General features: G+C 63.7%; 15 protein-coding genes and 1 pseudogene. 6 read left to right on the top strand and 10 right to left on the bottom strand.

Going from position 1 to position 17,659, the window contains the following annotated elements:
* Window positions 1–26 precede the first annotated feature (26 nt).
* From ACUCCZ_RS11505 to ACUCCZ_RS11490, 4 genes and pseudogenes are all read right to left on the bottom strand, one after another.
* Window positions 27–1,220: a septal ring lytic transglycosylase RlpA family protein gene (locus ACUCCZ_RS11505; RefSeq protein WP_435917551.1), complete on the bottom strand. Its 1,194-nt coding sequence runs from the start codon at window positions 1,218–1,220 to the stop codon at window positions 27–29.
* Between the two features lie 290 nt (window positions 1,221–1,510).
* Window positions 1,511–3,769 carry a heavy metal translocating P-type ATPase gene (locus tag ACUCCZ_RS11500; protein ID WP_435917552.1) on the bottom strand — a complete coding sequence of 753 codons (2,259 nt, stop codon included), beginning with the start codon at window positions 3,767–3,769 and terminating at the stop codon, window positions 1,511–1,513.
* Between the two features lie 218 nt (window positions 3,770–3,987).
* Window positions 3,988–4,308 (bottom strand): annotated as a pseudogene (locus ACUCCZ_RS11495) (heavy-metal-associated domain-containing protein); the annotation flags it as partial.
* 22 nt (window positions 4,309–4,330) lie between these two features.
* Window positions 4,331–4,726: a metal-sensitive transcriptional regulator gene (locus ACUCCZ_RS11490; RefSeq protein WP_462981540.1), complete on the bottom strand. Its 396-nt coding sequence runs from the start codon at window positions 4,724–4,726 to the stop codon at window positions 4,331–4,333.
* 664 nt (window positions 4,727–5,390) lie between these two features.
* On the opposite strand from ACUCCZ_RS11490, the gene dnaB reads away from it, so the two are divergent.
* Window positions 5,391–6,737, top strand: coding sequence for a replicative DNA helicase (dnaB, locus tag ACUCCZ_RS11485; RefSeq protein ID WP_435917554.1), 1,347 nt, complete (start codon window positions 5,391–5,393; stop codon window positions 6,735–6,737).
* A gap of 70 nt (window positions 6,738–6,807) precedes the next feature.
* The gene (locus ACUCCZ_RS11480; protein WP_435917555.1) at window positions 6,808–7,818 is read left to right on the top strand and encodes a zinc-binding alcohol dehydrogenase family protein; all 1,011 of its coding nucleotides are present in this window, start codon (window positions 6,808–6,810) and stop codon (window positions 7,816–7,818) included.
* A gap of 104 nt (window positions 7,819–7,922) precedes the next feature.
* Here the strand turns inward: ACUCCZ_RS11480 and ACUCCZ_RS11475 are convergent, their stop codons facing one another.
* The gene (locus ACUCCZ_RS11475; RefSeq protein WP_435917556.1) at window positions 7,923–8,246 is read right to left on the bottom strand and encodes a hypothetical protein; all 324 of its coding nucleotides are present in this window, start codon (window positions 8,244–8,246) and stop codon (window positions 7,923–7,925) included.
* Entirely contained in the window at window positions 8,230–8,544 is a 315-nt protein-coding gene (locus ACUCCZ_RS11470) for an ArsR/SmtB family transcription factor (protein WP_036976361.1), read from the bottom strand. The genes ACUCCZ_RS11475 and ACUCCZ_RS11470 overlap by 17 nt, the downstream gene beginning before the upstream one ends.
* Window positions 8,545–8,650: 106 nt before the next feature.
* Between ACUCCZ_RS11470 and ACUCCZ_RS11465 the strand changes: the two genes are divergently transcribed.
* Both ACUCCZ_RS11465 and ACUCCZ_RS11460 read left to right on the top strand, forming a co-directional pair.
* Window positions 8,651–8,824, top strand: coding sequence for a hypothetical protein (locus ACUCCZ_RS11465; RefSeq protein ID WP_435917557.1), 174 nt, complete (start codon window positions 8,651–8,653; stop codon window positions 8,822–8,824).
* Window positions 8,821–9,396 (top strand): DNA-3-methyladenine glycosylase, encoded by a 576-nt coding sequence (locus tag ACUCCZ_RS11460; protein ID WP_435917705.1) that lies wholly within the window; start codon window positions 8,821–8,823, stop codon window positions 9,394–9,396. The genes ACUCCZ_RS11465 and ACUCCZ_RS11460 overlap by 4 nt, the downstream gene beginning before the upstream one ends.
* 276 nt (window positions 9,397–9,672) lie before the next feature.
* Here ACUCCZ_RS11460 and ACUCCZ_RS11455 read toward each other — a convergent pair whose 3' ends face one another.
* The 4 genes from ACUCCZ_RS11455 to ACUCCZ_RS11440 form a co-directional block, all read right to left on the bottom strand.
* Window positions 9,673–10,923: an anaerobic glycerol-3-phosphate dehydrogenase subunit C gene (locus ACUCCZ_RS11455; protein ID WP_435917558.1), complete on the bottom strand. Its 1,251-nt coding sequence runs from the start codon at window positions 10,921–10,923 to the stop codon at window positions 9,673–9,675.
* A 2-nt stretch (window positions 10,924–10,925) separates the two neighbouring features.
* A complete protein-coding gene (gene glpB, locus ACUCCZ_RS11450) occupies window positions 10,926–12,269 on the bottom strand; it encodes a glycerol-3-phosphate dehydrogenase subunit GlpB (RefSeq protein ID WP_435917560.1) in 1,344 nt (447 codons plus the stop codon).
* Window positions 12,266–13,900, bottom strand: a complete 1,635-nt coding sequence (gene glpA, locus ACUCCZ_RS11445; protein WP_435917561.1) for an anaerobic glycerol-3-phosphate dehydrogenase subunit GlpA — start codon at window positions 13,898–13,900, stop codon at window positions 12,266–12,268. Before glpA ends, glpB begins: the two co-directional genes overlap by 4 nt.
* Window positions 13,901–14,317: 417 nt before the next feature.
* Window positions 14,318–15,283, bottom strand: a complete 966-nt coding sequence (locus ACUCCZ_RS11440; RefSeq protein ID WP_435917562.1) for a 2-hydroxyacid dehydrogenase — start codon at window positions 15,281–15,283, stop codon at window positions 14,318–14,320.
* 75 nt (window positions 15,284–15,358) lie between these two features.
* Here ACUCCZ_RS11440 and ACUCCZ_RS11435 point away from each other — a divergent pair, with 75 nt between their 5' ends.
* Window positions 15,359–15,877 carry a MarR family winged helix-turn-helix transcriptional regulator gene (locus ACUCCZ_RS11435; RefSeq protein ID WP_435917563.1) on the top strand — a complete coding sequence of 173 codons (519 nt, stop codon included), beginning with the start codon at window positions 15,359–15,361 and terminating at the stop codon, window positions 15,875–15,877.
* Window positions 15,874–17,646: a chloride channel protein gene (locus ACUCCZ_RS11430; protein WP_435917564.1), complete on the top strand. Its 1,773-nt coding sequence runs from the start codon at window positions 15,874–15,876 to the stop codon at window positions 17,644–17,646. The genes ACUCCZ_RS11435 and ACUCCZ_RS11430 overlap by 4 nt, the downstream gene beginning before the upstream one ends.
* The last annotated feature ends 13 nt before the right edge of the window (window positions 17,647–17,659 follow it).

Genomic DNA, 17,659 nt, shown 5'->3' with positions numbered 1-17,659 from the left:
CGGGGCCCTTCTTGTAAAGCCTTGAATCAGCTGTAGCGGACGGTCACCAGGCCCTGTCCGGGAGCGATGGCATTCATCGCAGCGGTCGACAGGTCGAGGCAACGACCACCGACATAGGGACCGCGGTCATTGATACGCACGGTCACGGTACGACCGTTGCTGACGTTGGTGACACGAATCGTGGATCCCAACGAGAGGGTCCGCGAAGCGGCGGTCAGAGCCGACGGGTTGAAGGTCTCACCGGATGCGGTAGGGCCACCGGCGGTGCCATCGCCCTCGCCGTAGGTGGAGGCCACGCAGGTACTACCGCTGGTCACCGGGTTCGACGTGGACCCGCCATTCGAACGGGACGCCGCGGATCCGCCATTCGAACGGGAGGGAGTGGATGCAGCCTTCTTGGTACCGACCTTGACAACTTGGGTCACCGGGGCCTTGACGACCTTGGCGGAAACCTTCTTCTCGGAAACCTTCTTGCCGTCCTTGTAGACGACGGTCCACATCTCCTCGTTGGTGCCCTTGACGCCCTTGGTGGTGATCTTGGTCTCGCCCTTGGTCATCAAGGAGTCCTCGACCTTCTTGGTGGGGAAGGGGACTGCCACGCGACGCTTCTGGGACTTCTGATCAACCTTGGTCAGGTTGATCTTCATGCCGTCAGCCAGCGGGGTGGCGAGACCCGGCTTGCTGACGTCATTGGAGTCGTAGGAAACCTTGGCGGCTTTGAGGGCGTCGGCAACGGTTCCGACTGCGGTCACCTTCTGGGTCTTACCGCCAGCGGTAACCGTGACGTCCTTGGCAGTCTGCATGGAGAACGACAGACCGGCCCTGGAGATGTCCAGGGAACGCGAGACCGAGACGAGGTTGTCCGGATCAGACTGGTTCAGCTGATCCAGCACCTCGGAGACGTTCTTGGCAGTGGTCCATCGAACCACTTTCTTGCCGTCAATGGTGACGACGACGCGACGTCCGTAGTTGACGGTGATGACCTGACCGTCGTGGATCTCGGAGTCCAGCGAAGGCTGGACGTCGTCATGGGGACCAACAGTGATCCCACGCTGGGCGAGGGCCTGCTTGACCGTGCCTGGTTTGACCTTGGCCTGCTGGGAGACTCCGTCCACGGAGAAGGTCACGGTGTCTCGATCAAGCACCTGGACCATCGTGAGACCGCCAGCCGAGGTAAGGCTGAGGGCTCCAGCAATCGCGGAGGCTACAACTTTCGACATTCGACCACTTCAGTATCGGGGGCTCAGGGCCCGGTACGGGGATCGGCGGCAGCCACATCTGGCGTGCGCCAACGTGCCTCCGGTGGGATGCACGGCCCTTACACTAGAACAGTTCACCCGGAGAATCCAAAGATTTGCTGAGAAACTTAAGATTCGCTCGCTTCTGGAGCGTGTCATTCGGAGTCCGCGCAGGATGGGAAGCCGGCGCAGAACCACGAGAAACCGCGTCGTATAGCGGCTTATGGGCTCTGTATCGCTGAGAGCGAACTTCGTGGATCCATCTCAGCTTCTCACCGTGAATCGCTCACTCGAGACTCCCAACGCACCAGTCTCATCGAGTTCATCACCACGAAGATCGAGCTGAAGGCCATGGCTGCCGACGCGATGACCGGGCTCAACAGACCAACCGCGGCCACCGGGATGGCCACCACGTTGTAGGCGAAGGCCCAGAACAGATTCTGCCGAATGGTGCGATCCGTGGCGTGTGCCAGGTGCAGGGCATCGACGGCGAGCCGCGGGTCTCCCCGGGTGCAGATGATGTCGCTGGCCGCGATGGCGACGTCGGTACCTGTCCCCATGGCGACGCCCAGATCTGCCACCTGAAGGGCAGCAGCGTCATTGACGCCATCACCCATCATCGCGACGCGGGTGTCGGCCGCCTGCAGCCTCTTGACGACGTCGACCTTGTCCTCGGGCATGACCTCGCTGATGACCTCGTCGATGCCCAGTTCTGACGCCACACGCGCGGCAGCACCGAAATTGTCACCAGTCACCAGCACCGGGCGCACACCGGCGTCCAGGAGACGCTTGACGGCGATGACGGCCTCCGGCTTGATCTCATCACTCACTGCGATGGCACCGAGAATGTCGTCACCTCGACCAACAACGAGCACCGTGCGACCCTCGGCCTGGGCTCGCTCGACATTTTTCGCCAACGCATCGGGAATGGTGTCGAAAAGCGACACCCGACCGGCCTTCGCAGGCAGCCCGTCAACGACTCCGCTCACGCCCATGCCCGGCAGGGCCTGGAAGTCCTCTGCGGGGGCAATTCCAGGGCATGCCTCGACCACGGCCCGCGAAATCGGGTGCTCCGACCCAGCCTCCAACGCTGCCGCGACGACGAGGGCGGTCGGGTTGTCGAAAATGTTCATCACACGTCCGGACTCGTCCCACACGCGGGCAACGGCCATCTGCCCGGTGGTCAGGGTTCCGGTCTTGTCCATCGCGACAACGTCAATACCGCGAGCCCTCTCCAAGGACCGGGCTCCCTTGATGACGATGCCCAGCCGAGCTCCGCGCCCAGTACCGGCAAGCAGGGCCATCGGGGTCGCCAGACCCAGCGCACAGGGGCAGGCGATGATGAGCACTGCGACACCTGCAGTGAAGGCAGCAGTGACTCCCTGGTCCAGCAGACCCCACACGATCATCGTCAGCACGGAGATGGCGAGAACCGTCGGCACGAAGATCGAGGAGACCTTGTCGGCGAGGTCCTGGGTCTCGGAACGGCTGGTTTGGGCGGCCTCGACCAAGGAAGCGATGCGGGACAACTCAGTGTCCGAGCCAACCGCTGTGGCCTCCACGACAAGATGCCCGGACGTATTGACGGTGGCACCGACGACGTCGTCCCCCGGCGTCACTTCCACCGGCAGGGATTCACCAGTGACCAGGGATGCGTCGATGGCAGAGCTTCCCTCTACCACCCAGCCGTCAGTGGCGACCTTCTCCCCCGGTCGCACCACGAAGTGATCCCCCACCTTGAGGGCCTCGATCGGGACGGTGACCTCCTTGCCATTTCTGACAACTCGTACCGATCTCGCGCCCATCCGCAACAGCGCCTGCAGCGCAGACCCGGCCTCGGCACGATTCCGAGCCTCGATCCAACGACCCACGAGGATGAAGGTGATGACACCAACCGACGCCTCCAAGTAGATGGCCGATGAGGGATCGGGGCGTTGTAGTGCCCAGGTCATGTGGTGCCGCATGCCGATCTCGCCGGCATTGCCCCACACAAGCGCCCATACCGACCACCCCAGAGAGGCCAACGACCCCAGACTGATGAGGGTGTCCATCGTGGTGGCGCCGTGTCGCAGATTCGTCCATGCGGCTCGGTGGAAGCCGGCCCCACACCAGAACACGACCGGGAGGGCCAGCGCGAGTGTGACCCACTGCCAGCCGTCGAACTGCAATGCAGGAATCATCGACAGCACCATCACTGGCACCGCGAGGATGACGGCAACGGTCAGTCTGTTGCGAATTTTCGCCGCAGGGTCATCGGAAGGTGCGACGGGTTCAGGCAGAGCGGCGCCATAACCAGCCTTCTCGACCACTTTGATGAGGTCTTGGACGCTGACCGGCCCGGTCGTGAGGACGTGAGCCTTGCTGGTGGCGTAGTTGACGGTGGCCTGGACTCCGTCAACCCTGTTGAGCTTCTTCGTGATCCGGGCGGCGCAGGAGGCGCAACTCATCCCGGTGATGTCGAGGTCGACGGAGGTGGGCTCCGTCTCCTCGTCCGGTTCAGGCTTGGTGCCCGAGTGGGTGAGGGTGGACATGTTCTTCCTTCGTGGACCACCCGTCGGAATCCCGGGCGTCGGGGCAGGCGGCATCATCCGACCGCTCGAGTGGCTGGGAGGCTGACGGGCTGTGTGTTGGGGTAGGAGGAGAGGTCGACTTCGGGGGTCGGGGCCTGACGGCGATGTGCGGTCAGGCCCCGAGGCCCGAGGTCGAGTGGATGCTGTCCTCAGCGGGACGACGCGTCGGTGGCTCAGGCCTTGTGTCCGCCGCAGCCACAGCCACACCCGGACTCCTCGACCGGCTGGGCACCGTGTCCGTGGCCACCGCATCCGCACTGGCCACCCGGGTGTCCGGCGGTGTCAAGGGAGGCAGCCTCGGCAACGGTGTACTCGCCGGCCTCGTCAACGGCGTCGGCAACCTTGCAGAAGGAGATCTCCTCGGCCGAATCAATCGTCATGGAGCCAGACTCCAGGGAGACGGTGACCTTGTCGACGCCGCTGATGGCCGAGACCTCCTCGGTGATGGCGTTGACACAGTGCTCGCAGGTCATTCCGTTGATGGTGTACGTCTTGTGCATTGTTCCTCCAGTGTGCTCGGGATCAGGCCTTGACGAGGCGGGCGATGGCCTGGTTTGCCTCGGTGATCTTGTCCTCAGCCTCCTGTCCACCGGCCTGCGCGGCACGAACCACACAGTGACTCATGTGCTCGGCCAGCAGCTCCAGGGACACTGACTTCAGGGCCGAGGTGACTGCTGAGACCTGGGTCAGGATGTCGATGCAGTACTTCTCCTCATCGACCATCCTCTCGAGGCCTCGCACCTGCCCCTCGATTCGCTTGAGGCGACGCAGATGCATCTCCTTGTGTCCGAGGTACCCGTGTTGGGGGTGGTCATGGCAGCCGCAACCTCCACACGCGTCGCTCGACGTCCATTTCTCGACATCGCGACGAGCGGGGATCGGCTCAGGGGTGTGACAGCAGTCATCCGAGTGGGTCATGGTCCTCCTCCATGAGGAGAATACCCTCTGGGGGTATCTGAAGCAAGGGTCGCCTCACCGATCTCAAGACCCCGCTTGAGAGGAGGGGTGGCCCGACGGCACAGCAGTTCGACGCTGGTTGATGATTTTCGTCGGCTCGCCTCGTCTCGGTTCACCCCAGTGACTCTGCGCTTCCCGGACCGGGGGTTTTCGCAACACACCGACGCACCCGAGCCAACCACCCCCAAATCCCGCTCTGACCGGCCCCACAGGCCACTGTCCACTATCCACAGACGTTGTGGATAAGTCTGCTTACAGGGGGCTTTCGAGCTGGTGACACCACCGTTACCCGCACCCATGACGTGGCTCATCCCCAAACCGACACGCCGAAAACTTTCGTCCATTTCCTCACTACGTCACCATCACCCCTGGTCAGAAGTCCTTTCCAGGCGAGTAATCCACGCCACATCCCCAGATCCGCTGAGTTGTCCACACGGTTTCCCCAAGCAGTCCACACGCATCGACTCCTTACCCACAGGGGCTGTGGAAAACTCACCTGCAGGCGATCCGAAATCGTGACACACTCCCACTCGGGAAGGTGTCGGAGCGAGGTTGGAACGTTGTCCTCGCCCTGACGGTAAACGTCGAGATATCCGTCACCCCGTGTCACCCTGAAGGAGCAGTCATGTCCAGCGCACCCGCCGAACCCGGACCATCCCTGGACCGCAACCCTCCCCAGGACCTTGACGCCGAGAAGTCCGTTCTCGGAGCCATGCTCTCCTCCAAGGACGCCATCGCCGACGTCGTCGAGGAGCTCAAAGGTGTCGATTTCTACCGACCCGGACACGAGCTCATCTTCAACACCATCACCGACCTCTACGGTCGCGGCGACCCGGCGGACACCGTCACCACCGCCGACGAGCTCGATCGTCGTGGGGAACTCGAACGCGCCGGTGGACGTCTGTACCTCGCCGAGCTGCTGAGCAACGTCACCGTCACCGCCAACGCGACGTACTACGCCAAGATCGTGGCCGACAAAGCCGTGCTGCGTCGCTTGGTCGAGGCGTCGATCCGAATCGCCCAGATGGGCTACCAGGGCCAGGGAGAGGTCGCCGACATCGTCGACGCCGCCCAACAAACCCTCTACGACGTCTCCACCCGCAAGACGAGCGAGGACTACCACCCGCTCTCCGAGCTGTTCGAGAACACCTTCGACGAGCTGGAGGCCATCGAGGCCCGCGGCGACGCCATGGCCGGCATCCCCACCGGATTCACTGATCTCGACGAGCTCACCAACGGATTCATGCCTGGCCAGATGATCATCGTCGCCGCCCGTCCTGCCATGGGAAAGTCCACCCTCGCCCTGGACTTCGCCCGCGCTGCTGCGATCAAGAACCATCTGGCAGCGGCCATCTTCAGCCTCGAGATGGGTCGCAACGAGATCGTCATGAGGCTGTTGTCGGCGGAGGCTGGGATCGAGCTGCAGCGCATGCGCTCCGGTCGTCTCTCCGAGGAGGACTGGCAGCGCATGGTCGACAAGACCACCCAGATCTCATCGGCCCCGCTCTTTATCGACGACTCCCCCAACCTGACGATGATGGAGATCCGCGCCAAGGCCCGCCGGATGAAGCAGAAGTTCGACCTCAAACTCGTCGTCATCGACTACATGCAGCTCATGACCTCCGGCAAGAAGGTGGAGTCTCGTCAGCTCGAGGTCTCCGAGTTCTCACGCCAGATCAAACTGTTGGCCAAGGAGTTGGAGATCCCAGTCGTCGCACTCTCCCAGCTCAACCGAGGGCCTGAGCAGCGCAATGACAAAAAACCGATGATGAGCGACCTGCGTGAGTCGGGCTCGTTGGAGCAGGATGCTGACGTCGTCATCCTTCTGCACCGCGAGGACGTCTACGACAAGGAGTCCCCGCGCGCCGGGGAGGCTGACATCATCGTCGCCAAACACCGCAACGGACCGACGCGAACGGTTCAGGTCGTCTTCCAGGGCCATTACTCGCGATTCGTCGACATGCAGCGCTGAGACTCCTGGCTCGGTCGGATGTCAACTGATCGCAGTACTCAATCAACCCGCTCGGCACTACCGTGGGGACATGGAAAGCATGCATGCCGTCGCCGTCACACGCTCCCTGCCCGTCACCGATCCCGAGTGTTTCGTTGACATTGACCTGCCGGTACCCGAACCGGGTCCGCACGACCTCCTCGTCGAAGTACAGGCGGTCTCCGTCAACCCCATTGACGTCAAACTGCGCAACGGAGCTGGCACCCCGTCGACGCCCCTGGTGCTAGGTTTCGATGCCGCTTCCGTCGTACGTGCCGTCGGCTCAGAAGTCCACGACTTCGCCGTGGGTGACGAGGTGTGGCACTCCGGGAGCCGCGGCCATCCCGGCACCTATTCCCAGTTCACCCTGGTGGATTCGCGGATCGTCGCGAGGCGTCCGTCATCGCTGACGATCGCCGAGGCTGCCTCTCTGCCGCTGACCACCTTGACGGCCTGGGAGGCACTCGTCGAGCACATTGGTCTGGGGACCCCGGACCAGCGCAATGACAAGGCATTCCTCATGATCGGAGGGGCCGGCGGAGTCGGATCCGCGGCCATCCAGCTCGCCCGCACCATCACCAGCGGACCGGTCGTCGCGACCTCCTCGCGTCCAGAAACCGCCCAGTGGTGTCGCGACATGGGCGCCACCGGAATCATCGACCACCGCAAACCCCTGGCCCCGCAGGTCAGGGACGCCGGGATTGACGGCTTCGACGGCATCCTGTCGGCCTACACCCCGCCGGCGGCCGTGCTGGCCGAGATCATGGCTCCCTTCGGCCACCTCGTCATGATCGACGGCACCGACTCCTTCGACCTCATGGCCTTCAAACCAAAGTCGCTGTCGGTGACCAGCGAGTCGATGTTCACACGTCCACAGTTCGGCACCGCCGACGTCGCCAAACAGGGACAAGTTCTCGCTCGTATCGCGCAGCTGGTGGAGGATGACCGGATCCGCCCGACGATGACCCGCCAGATCGAGGGACTGACGGCTCAGCACGTCCGCGAGGCCACCGAGCTCGTCGAGTCCGGGGCCATGATCGGCAAGGTCGTCATCACGCTGTGACGATCCTCACCAGTCACCCGCACCGTTGCGGATGGCTCAGAACACAACTGAACCCCCGGTTTTGCCGGGGGTTCAGTTGACGTGCGTAGCTGGAGAAAATGAACTCAGGCGGCGTGCTGGCAGGTCGGGCAGGCGCAGTCATCGCAGGTGCAGTTACCGCAGGAATCGCTGCAGTGACCGCACTCGCACTCCTTGTGATCGCACGTCGGGCAGGTGCACTCCTTGCAGCTGCAGTTGGCGCAGGAATCGTCGCAGTGTCCACACTGACAGGTGGTGCACTCGTCGTAGTGGCCGTCGTGCTCGTGGTGAGCGTGACCGTCATGGATGTAGTCCACGTGGTCGTGGTGGATGACAGCCTCGTGGCCGCAGTTCGGGCCGTGGGTGTGGTGGTGGGTCTCAGCGGGACGATGCTCAGTGGTGACAGTCATGGTCGTGCTCCTTCATGTGGTTGAAGGCGTCCAGAAAGATGGACGCCACATGGTCGTCAATGAGCGAGTACATGGCTTTCTGCCCGTCCTTACGCGCAGATACGAGATGCGCGCTTCGCAACACCTTGAGGTGATGGGAGACCAGCGGCTGCTTGACGCCGACGATCTCCGACAGTTCTCCAACCGATGCCTCACCATCAGTGAGGCGATTGACGATCCGTGCCCGAATCGGATTCGCCAAGGCGGAGAACAGCCGAACGACGGGGTCGAATTCCCCCGATTCCACGTTCTTGCTCATGTCCACGACTGTATATCAGGAGATTTGTATATACAACTATTTTGATGGTTATCATTCTCATCTTCATCTGGGTGGCACCGCCCGGTTCGGTACCTAGACTCGGGTTATGAAGTTGAACAAGGCTGAAGACGTCAACACCGCCGAGGTCGCCGACACCCTGGGAGCGACCTACCTGGGTGCCTTTGGCGCCTCCCACGGATTGGCGAAGAAGATCGGCGCATGGCCCGTGACTGCTGCGACCCGCACCCCCTGCAACATCCTGTGCGACGCCACGAAATGATCGACCTGTCGGCGCCCGCCACTGACGTTGCCCCCTCACTCCTCGGGGCGACGATCTGGCACGGACCGGTGGGAGTCCGCCTCACCGAGGTCGAGGCGTACATGGGGCTCGACGATCCCGCATCCCATGCCTTCCGTGGACCGACTCCACGTGCCCGCGTGATGTTCGGACCGCCCTCCCACGTCTACGTGTACCTGTCCTACGGCATCCATCGCTGCGTGAACCTCGTCTGCTCCCCCGATGGTGTGGCCTCGGCAGTGCTGCTGCGCGGCGGACGGGTGGTCGCCGGCGAGAACGACGCTCGCCTTCGCCGCGGAGGAGTCCCCGAGAACCGTCTCGCCTGCGGACCGGGAAATATGGGCTCGGCCCTGGGAGCAACCCTCGACGAGTCCGGGGACCCGGTGGAGCTCATCAGCCCCGTCGCCACCTCGACGTCGGGATGGCGGCTTCAGCCCGCGGACCACGCGGTCGAATTTCGTCAAGGCCCCCGGGTGGGAATCAGCAGAAACGTCAACGCTCCCTGGCGGTGGTGGATCCCGAGGGACCCGACGGTGTCCGGGCCTCGGAAGTAGGAATCAAGCCAGCCGGGTGCCGTGAAGGACGCCTTCTGGACCACGCGTCTCACACACCTGGCTCACCGTGACGAAAAATCCCGACTCGCGAAGGGTCGTATCACTCCAATGATGTGAGCCCTTCGCGAGTCGGGATTTTTCGACGCCAGGTGGGAGGGAACGTACAAAGGCCGGGACCCGCCCCCACAGCAGGTCCCGGCCGACTCCGGATCACAGGGGTCCGGCGAAACTGAGCCCCACCATCGAGGAGCGGTCTGGCTCAGTAGGTCTCCTCGATCAGTCGAGCAGGTTGTCCGACAGTCCGAGGGAGTGGTGCAGCAACCACACCGGATGGACGATCTTCACTCCCGAGGACTTCGAGATCTGCCAACGGCAGGTCTCGGTGTCACACACGCCGATGCCCTCGTTGTGATCCTGCATGTGCTTGAACACACCTGCACCGATCTTCTGAGCAACCTCGTAGCGCTCGGCCTTCAGCCCGTAGGTACCGGCGATGCCACAGCACGGCTCATTGGACTCCAGCACCTTGACGCCCGGGATGAGCTCCATGAGCTGCACGGCCGGGAATCCCATGCCCTGGCTCTTGACCTGGCAAGGCTGGTGGTAGGGAACTGTGATGTCGACCGGACGGAACTGTGAGGCGTCGAGCTCGCCGTTGCGGTACTCATCCATGAGGAACTCCGAAAAGTCCCGAGAGCGCACCGACACGTCGTGCAGACGAGGATCGTCAACACCCATGATCTCGTGAGCCTCATGCTTCATCATTCCGACGCAGGAACCCGACGAGGACACGATCGTCAGCCCCTTCCCGAGGCTGATGATCTTGTCGCACAGGTTGAGGATGTCTTTGGTGGCACCCTCGAACAGGCCATTCGACTGCTTGGCCAGGCCGCAGCAGCCTTGCTTCGGCACGAGCACCTCGTAGCCCAGGTGCTCAAGAACCTCGATGGACTTCTTGGAGGTCTCAGTCTCGAAGTAGCCGCCAGCGCAGCCCTGGAAGAAGACGATCGGCCCCTTGGTGGCCGGCTTGGCCGGCTTATGATGACGCATCCACTTGCTCAGGGTCTCAGTCTGAGCGGTCGGCATCGGCGCATCGCGGTGGACCTTGATGATCTTCTCGACGGCGATGCGAATCGCCTTCTGCTTGAGGCCCCAGTTGGCCAGCGGAGCAATCGGGGACAACACGCGTCCCTCAAGGGTGGTCAACGGGATGAGGCGGTCACGCAGCGGAACACCATTCTGGTGCTTCATCTTGGCGGAGGCCTGCTCGTTGAGTTCGGCAATCTTCACGCCCTGCGGGCAGTGCAGAGTACAGATACCGCAGAAGTTGCACCACTCGAGGGAGTGATCAACGGAAGCTCCATCGCGGTAACGCTCACCCTGCGGACCGTTGTATTTCGGTCCGGTGTAGAGCGGGGTGGCCTTGGCAACCGGGCACATCGTCTCGCAGATCGTGCACTTGACGCAGGCGTCGAGCGACTGACGCGAGGCCTCGTGTCCGGCGAATGTCTCCTCGATAACACCCATGATCAGTTCCTTTCCTTGGCCGCGGCACCGGCCCCGACCGATGACAGGATGGCATCTGCGGCCTTGATGGCCGAGCCGAGGGCGATGCCCTCACCCGACTTTTCCTGCCACCTGGTGGCACCGGCGATGACGCTGCCGGCGGCGTAGACGTTGGAATGGACGGGCTTGCCCTGGTACGTGACGAGCATGTTGTCATCGACCTCAACGCCGCACTGGAACAGTGGCTGCGCCGAGCCCCAGTAGTCGCCGTGGATCAAATCCTCCTCCTTGACGCCATCCGGCATGGTGACCGGGAGGTCGAGGATGGTCTCGTGCAGCTGGCCGTGGGAGTCGAGCTTGAGGGCTCCGGACTCGAAGCCGCCACCGGCGAGGACGACGGCGTCAGCCTTGATGTCCTTGCCGGAGCCGGCAGTGCCGACATGCACGGAGACGACCTTGCCGTCGACAACCTTGCAACCAGTGACCTTGGAGCCGAGCATGTAGTCGACGCGCTCGTTCTTGGCAATCACGACGAGCTTGTTGTTGAGACGCATGCCGGGCACACAGGGCGGCAGGGAGGCGATCTCGAACACCTTGGCGCCGAGGATCTTGCTGAAGTCGGCCAGAACCTCGTCGTGGTTGTCGATGCCGAGGACGGCCGGCAACGCCACGATCTCACCGGGCTTGATGAACCCCTTGAGACTTTCGGCCAGCACCCGTCGGGTACGGGCGTTGTCGAGGGAGCGAGCCATGTTCAGGCCGGAAGCGTCGTACTCACCCTCGCGGGGCTCGAAGTCGACGACGACGGCGCGGGCGGAGGCATGGCCACCGCCGGGCAGCTCAGTGCGGTCAATGTTCTGGGCGATGAGGCCGGCGTGGAAGTCCTTGTACTGAGCCAGGCCGATGACGACGACCGTGTCGCCGTCCTTGAGGTTGCCATTGATCATCGACGGCGGGACCAGGGCGGTAGGACGGATCGCGCCAACAGCGGTCGGCAGATTGATCGTCGACTCGGCGTCGCCGACCAGGAAGGACTCACCGACGACCTCACACAGGAAGTCGATGCCCTCCTTGACAGCTTCCACGCCGATCTTGGCGTAGGGGTGCTCGGGATGCTCGGAGGCGTACTTCTTGACGGCCTCGTAAGGCTTCTCGACGCGCTCAGGGGTGTAACCGAGGACGTCAATGGTGCCCTGGCCCAGCTGCAGGCCGCCGACACCCTTGGTGACGAGGGTCACACGGGCGCCACCACGGCGAAGACGCAGGGCGGCGGTCAGGCCGGCCAAGCCCGATCCGACAACGACGACGTGCGGCGCCTTGAAGCGGTCGGAGGTCGGCGATGAGGTGGTAACGGTTGCGGTGCTCACAGCTCGACCTCCTGCTGCGGGGTGGGAAGGTGCTCGACGTCGAAGGTGCCCTGGAAGATCCAGTCATCGAGGGCAGTCTGACGAACCTGCTCGCCGTAGAGGATCGGCCACAGGCCGATCCACCGGTTCTTGAGGAACAGACGCAGCAGACCGGTGGCGCGCTCGGCGTCGATGTTACCCTCCTCGACGGCAACGCCGGTGGCGCGCATCGAGCAGAAGCCGCCCTGGCAGGGGCCCATGCCCAGACGCAGCTGACGACGCAGGTCGTCGAAGGTGGCGTCGGGCTGCTCGGCCAGCAAGTCGGTGAACATCTTGCGGCTCATCAGCTCACACTCACAGATGATCTGGTCGTCGAGCTTCTTAGACATCGGGACGGCTTCGGGATCGCCACCGCGAACCAGACCGGTGCTCGCGCGACGCTCCTCGTTCTCGCCCAGACGATGGGTGATGAGGTAGTTCTTGCCGGCGGTCGAACCGGGCACGACTTCCTCGGCGGTGCGGCAGGGACGATCGTCACCCAACTGCTCACACATGACGTCGACGACGTTCTTGGCCATCAGACGGTAGGTGGTGAGCTTGCCGCCGATGATCGTCACGATGCCGTTGACGCCATCGCGGGAACCGTGGTCAAGAATGCTCATGCCGCGAGACATGTGACGAGTGTCGGTGGCGGAGACCCGCTTGTCCTTGAACAGCGGGCGGGCACCGGCCCAGGCGTGCACGGCTCGGGCGTCGCGGAATCCGGGGACCAGGGCCTCGCCGGAGTCGAGCATCTGCTGCACCTCGTTGCGCGGGATGGACAGACGCTCCGGATCATCGGCCTTGACGTCGGTGGTGCCGATGATTGACACGGTGTGCACCGGCACGAGGATGTCGCCGTCAGCCGGGTAGATACAGCGGTTGACAACCGTGTTCACCAAGCGGTGGTTCATGGCGATCATGATGCCGCGACCCGGGACGACGTCGACGTCGTGGCAGCCGACGAGCTCGGCAATACGTCCGGCCCACGGACCGGCGGTGTTGATGACGAACTTGCAGTCGATGCGGATCTGCTCGTCGTGCTTCAGGTCGTGGGCGACGACAGCGCTGATCTGGTCACCCTCGCGGATGATCTCGGTGACAGCGGTGTAGGTCATCACCTTGGCGCCGTACTCAATGGCGGAGTGCGCAGCACCCCACACCATCTGCCAGCCATCCACCGAGCCGTCGCGAACAGCAAAGGCACGCTTGATGCCAGGGTTGAGGCGGGGCTCGCGGCGCAGTGCCTCCGTAGTGGAAATCTCCTCGAAGGGCACCTTGGACTTCTTGGCGCCCTCGACCCACTGATCGGAGAACTCCAAGTCATCCTCGGGGGTCACCACGAAGAGGCCGCCAGTCTTCTCAACGGCATCAGCGTGGATCCGGGTGACGATCTCGTTTTCCTCGGCGCACTCCGTTGCCGACCCGGAATCCGAGACGACATATCGCCCACCGGAGTGGAGCAGGCCGTGGTAACGACCGGTGGTTCCTTGGCCGAGGTCGGCCTTGTCCAACAGAACGGCGCGGTATCCACGCATCGCGACGTCCCGCACGACGCCCGCACCGGTGGCACCGCCACCGATGACGACGACGTCTGCGTCCATGGTCCTCATTGAATGCTCCCTTCGAAAACATCCGGCATGTGGGGTGTGACGTAAGGGGTTATCGCTGCCCCGCCACCGTTGCCAGGTACTCGTCAAGGTTAGGGAAAACAATGGGTCACAACCACTTGAACCGGCTTTTGTGCATGTTCGTGCAGACCCCTGGGAACAGACGTGCAAACGGCCTCATGGCGCGGTTTTCGCTCGCCCGTAGCGCGTTTCCGACGTCGGAATATAGGCAAAAAATAGCTTGTTTAAATAATGGAACGACAATTGCGGGAATAGCCACTCAACCCCGCTCTGGAGTAACTTCCGCCGCGTCATCACGTGATCTCGTCGGTACCGCCCGACACAGCTGAGCCAGGCCCCGACAACACAGCCCTGCCGACAGGAGCCGGGCTCGCGGTCGCAACGCTGTGAGCGAACGGGTCACTCCACCGGAGTCTCAGCTGGCTCCCCGGACAGCACCTTGGCGATGTTGCGAGCAGCCAGCCGACTCATGGCCTCGCGGGTCGGCAGGGCAGCTGATCCGATGTGTGGCAGCAACACGACGTTGTCCATCGTCAGCAGGTCCGCGGTGATCGTCGGTTCGTCCTCGAAGACGTCCAGTCCGGCACCGGCGATCGACCCAGCCTTGAGGGCTTGAACGAGAGCAGCTTCATCAACACATGCACCACGAGCGGTGTTGACGAGGTAGGCGGTCTCCTTCATGGCAGCCAAGGCGTCAGCATTGACGACATGGCGGGTCTGGTCGGTGAGCGGGCAGTGCAGGGAGACGACGTCAGAGGTGGCGAAGAGCTCGTCCAGCTCGACGCGACGAGTCGGCTGGGTGTTCGGGTTGACCGCGTCGATCGCTGCGACATCCTTCTCGTGGCGGGCGTTGTAGATGACGTTCATGCCGAACGCAGCACCGCGTCGGGCCATGGCCTCGCCAATCTGCCCCAGGCCGATGATGCCGAGGGTGGCTCCCTGCACCCCGGCACCCAGCATGAAGGTGTGGTCGTAACGCCAAGGCTTGCCGGCGCGCACCCAGCGCTCCGCCTCGCCGGTGCGACGGGTGACCTCGAGCAGCAGGGTGAAGGCAAGATCCGCTGTGGCCTCATGAAGGACGCCCGGGGTCGAGGTGACGACGACTCCGGCTCGCCTTGCTGCGTCAAGGTCAATGTTGTTGAACCCAGCGGCGCACTGTCCGATGACCTTGAGCTTCTCGCCCTTCCCGATCATCTCGGCGTCGAGAGGGTCGGACAAGCTCGTCAGGAGTGCGTCGGCGGTGGGGATCCGGTCGGCGAGTTCTTGGCGATCCATGAAATGGTCGCCTCCCACCGTCTCGTGACCGGGAAGTTCCTCGTTGACAACGGACATGAGCTGCGGCGTGGTGACGATGATGCGAGCCATGGCATCACTGTAGGTGAGCACGACCCGCCGCCACAGGAGGTCGCACACATTGATGCAGTGTGCAACACTTGCGCTGTGCAGATATCGCAGGGCGCAACGACATCGGAGGGATTGAATCCCAACCATGCCGATGTCGAGACGGCGCTGCAGGCGTCATGGGCCCTCGTCGACGTCGCGGCCCGATCCCTCGTCGAACTTGCCGAGGACGTCAGTGCCCCCCAGTACCGACTTCTCGTTCTCATCGACGCAGGGGTGACGCGCGGGGTCGACCTGGCCCAAGACCTGGAGGTTCACTCCTCAACCATCGCGCGGATGGTCGAGCGCCTCGTCACCAAGAAACTCATCGACCGCTCCCCCGACCCCCACGACCGTCGCGCCAACGTCCTCTCCCTCACCCCGCGTGGCTCAGAGCTCGTCCAGGACGTCAACGAGCATCGTCGACGTCAGCTCATCGACCTGCTCAACCATCTGGAACCAGGACAGATCGAGACCGTCGTCACCGGGTTCACCCTGTTCACCCGCGCCGCCGAGGCCAGTGGCCACGGCACTCCCACTTCCGATCGCTCCTGCCCAGAGGACCCCAGCCAGCAATGACCGAGACCGCCGTCCATCCCGAGGCCCGAGCCGCGTGGGCCAAACGTTTGAGACGTCTGCGCCGCGCCCTCGTCCCGCACCGCCCGAAAGCCTTCCGAGACTCCCTCAACCGATGGCTGCTCATGGGCACGGTCATCGGGATCGTCTCGGGTATCGGCGCCATCATCTTCTTCTTCTGTCTGGAAACCGGTACCCACTACCTGTTGGAGACCTTGGGTGGGTACACCCCGCCGGGCACCCTTGGTGAAGGAGGCGGCAAGCCGGGAACCGGCCTCACCCGGCCCTGGGCCATCCCACTGATCGTCACCGGTGGCGCGCTGGTCTCAGGCATCCTGGTGCACTTCGTCGCCCCCACTGCCAAGGGTCACGGCACTGACAACGCCATTCACGCCGTCCACCACGACCCGACGGCACTCAAGGGCAAGGTCGCGGCCGTCAAGATCATCGCCTCGTCGCTCATGATCGGTTCCGGAGGCTCAGGTGGTCGTGAGGGCCCCACCGCCCAGATCAGCGCCACCGTCATCTCCTCGCTGTGCAAAAAGCTCAAGATCACCACACCGGACGCCCGCATCGCCGTCTCGGCAGCGACCGCGTCGGGCATCGGCGCAATCTTCCGTGCTCCGCTGGGTGGCGCCCTGCTGGGTGCTGAACTGCTCTATCGCGACGACATGGAATCCGACGCGATCATGCCGTCCCTGGTGTCCTCGATCGTCGCCTTCGCCGTCTTCGGATCGGTCTACGGTTTCGAGCCGATCTTCGGATCGCTGAGTGGGGTGCAGTTCTCCCAGCCCCTACAGCTCATCTGGTACGTTCTGCTCGGCCTGGCTGCCGGCCTCATGGGCAAGCTCTACGTCGGCGTCTTCTACGGCGGTACCACGTTGTTCGGCCGGCTCGAGAAGGTTCCTGGCTGGCTCGTCCCCGCCATCGGCGGCCTCGGCGTCGGCCTGCTCGGCCTGGTCATTCCGGCCGCCCTGGGAACCGGTTACGGATCGGTGCAGCAGGAGATGTTCGCCGACAACCTCATGCGTATGCCCCTTCTCATGGTGCTGGCGATCCCGTTCGCCAAGATCCTCTCGACGACCCTGTCGATCGGCTCGGGTGGTTCGGGTGGCGTCTTCGGCCCCGGCATGGTCATCGGCGGCGCCACCGGAGCTGCGCTGTGGCGGCTCCTCGAAGGCCTGCCGGGTATCCCGTCCTCACCGATGAGCTTCGTCATCGTCGGCATGATCGCCTGCTTCGGATCGGTGGCCCACGCCCCGCTCGGCATGCTGCTCATGGTCGGCGAGATGACCGGGAACCTGTCGATGCTGGCTCCCGGCATGATTGCCGTCGCCGTGGCTGGACGAGTGGTCGCAGACACCTCGATCTACACCTCCCAGCTCAAGGACCGCCTGGAAGGTCGTCGCGTCCACGCCATGGGTCGCGTCACGAAGCCAGCCGAGGCCAAGCCCGAGAACGAGGTGGCCAGCCCGAAGCCGTTCACCGATGAACCGGCAACCAAGAACACCGACGGCACGAAGACCGCCCTGCCGAAGAAACCAGTTCTCGGCAAGCCGATCCTGGGCAGGACAGAGGCCCGGCCCGTCGTCGTGGAATCCCCTGAATCCGCGTCCACGACACCCCAGGCGACGGCAACGGCCTCCGACCGGGTGCGTGCCGCGGCGTCGACCAAGATCGTCCCGGAGGTCATTCGGGCTGGGGACCGCAAGCGGGAACTCCTCGCCCGGTCGCCCGAGCCGCCGGAGGACCCGGGCCCCTCGCCCGCCTGATCTCGACCGGTCC

It is taken from the genome of Cutibacterium nasicola, assembly GCF_052654715.2.
The sequence above is the reverse complement of the archived record's forward strand: the minus strand, read 5'-3'. Positions and strand labels throughout refer to the sequence as shown.

Excerpts from the sequence above, each read along its gene's own strand:
- ACUCCZ_RS11505 (WP_435917551.1), bottom strand. The coding sequence starts at position 1,220 with ATGTCGAAAGTTGTAGCCTCCGCGATTGCTGGAGCCCTCAGCCTTACC.
- ACUCCZ_RS11500 (WP_435917552.1), bottom strand. The coding sequence starts at position 3,769 with ATGTCCACCCTCACCCACTCGGGCACCAAGCCTGAACCGGACGAGGAG.
- ACUCCZ_RS11490 (WP_462981540.1), bottom strand. The coding sequence starts at position 4,726 with ATGACCCACTCGGATGACTGCTGTCACACCCCTGAGCCGATCCCCGCT.
- dnaB (WP_435917554.1), top strand. The coding sequence starts at position 5,391 with ATGTCCAGCGCACCCGCCGAACCCGGACCATCCCTGGACCGCAACCCT.
- ACUCCZ_RS11480 (WP_435917555.1), top strand. The coding sequence starts at position 6,808 with ATGGAAAGCATGCATGCCGTCGCCGTCACACGCTCCCTGCCCGTCACC.
- ACUCCZ_RS11475 (WP_435917556.1), bottom strand. The coding sequence starts at position 8,246 with ATGACTGTCACCACTGAGCATCGTCCCGCTGAGACCCACCACCACACC.
- ACUCCZ_RS11470 (WP_036976361.1), bottom strand. The coding sequence starts at position 8,544 with ATGAGCAAGAACGTGGAATCGGGGGAATTCGACCCCGTCGTTCGGCTG.
- ACUCCZ_RS11465 (WP_435917557.1), top strand. The coding sequence starts at position 8,651 with ATGAAGTTGAACAAGGCTGAAGACGTCAACACCGCCGAGGTCGCCGAC.
- ACUCCZ_RS11460 (WP_435917705.1), top strand. The coding sequence starts at position 8,821 with ATGATCGACCTGTCGGCGCCCGCCACTGACGTTGCCCCCTCACTCCTC.
- ACUCCZ_RS11455 (WP_435917558.1), bottom strand. The coding sequence starts at position 10,923 with ATGGGTGTTATCGAGGAGACATTCGCCGGACACGAGGCCTCGCGTCAG.
- glpA (WP_435917561.1), bottom strand. The coding sequence starts at position 13,900 with ATGAGGACCATGGACGCAGACGTCGTCGTCATCGGTGGCGGTGCCACC.
- ACUCCZ_RS11440 (WP_435917562.1), bottom strand. The coding sequence starts at position 15,283 with ATGGCTCGCATCATCGTCACCACGCCGCAGCTCATGTCCGTTGTCAAC.
- ACUCCZ_RS11430 (WP_435917564.1), top strand. The coding sequence starts at position 15,874 with ATGACCGAGACCGCCGTCCATCCCGAGGCCCGAGCCGCGTGGGCCAAA.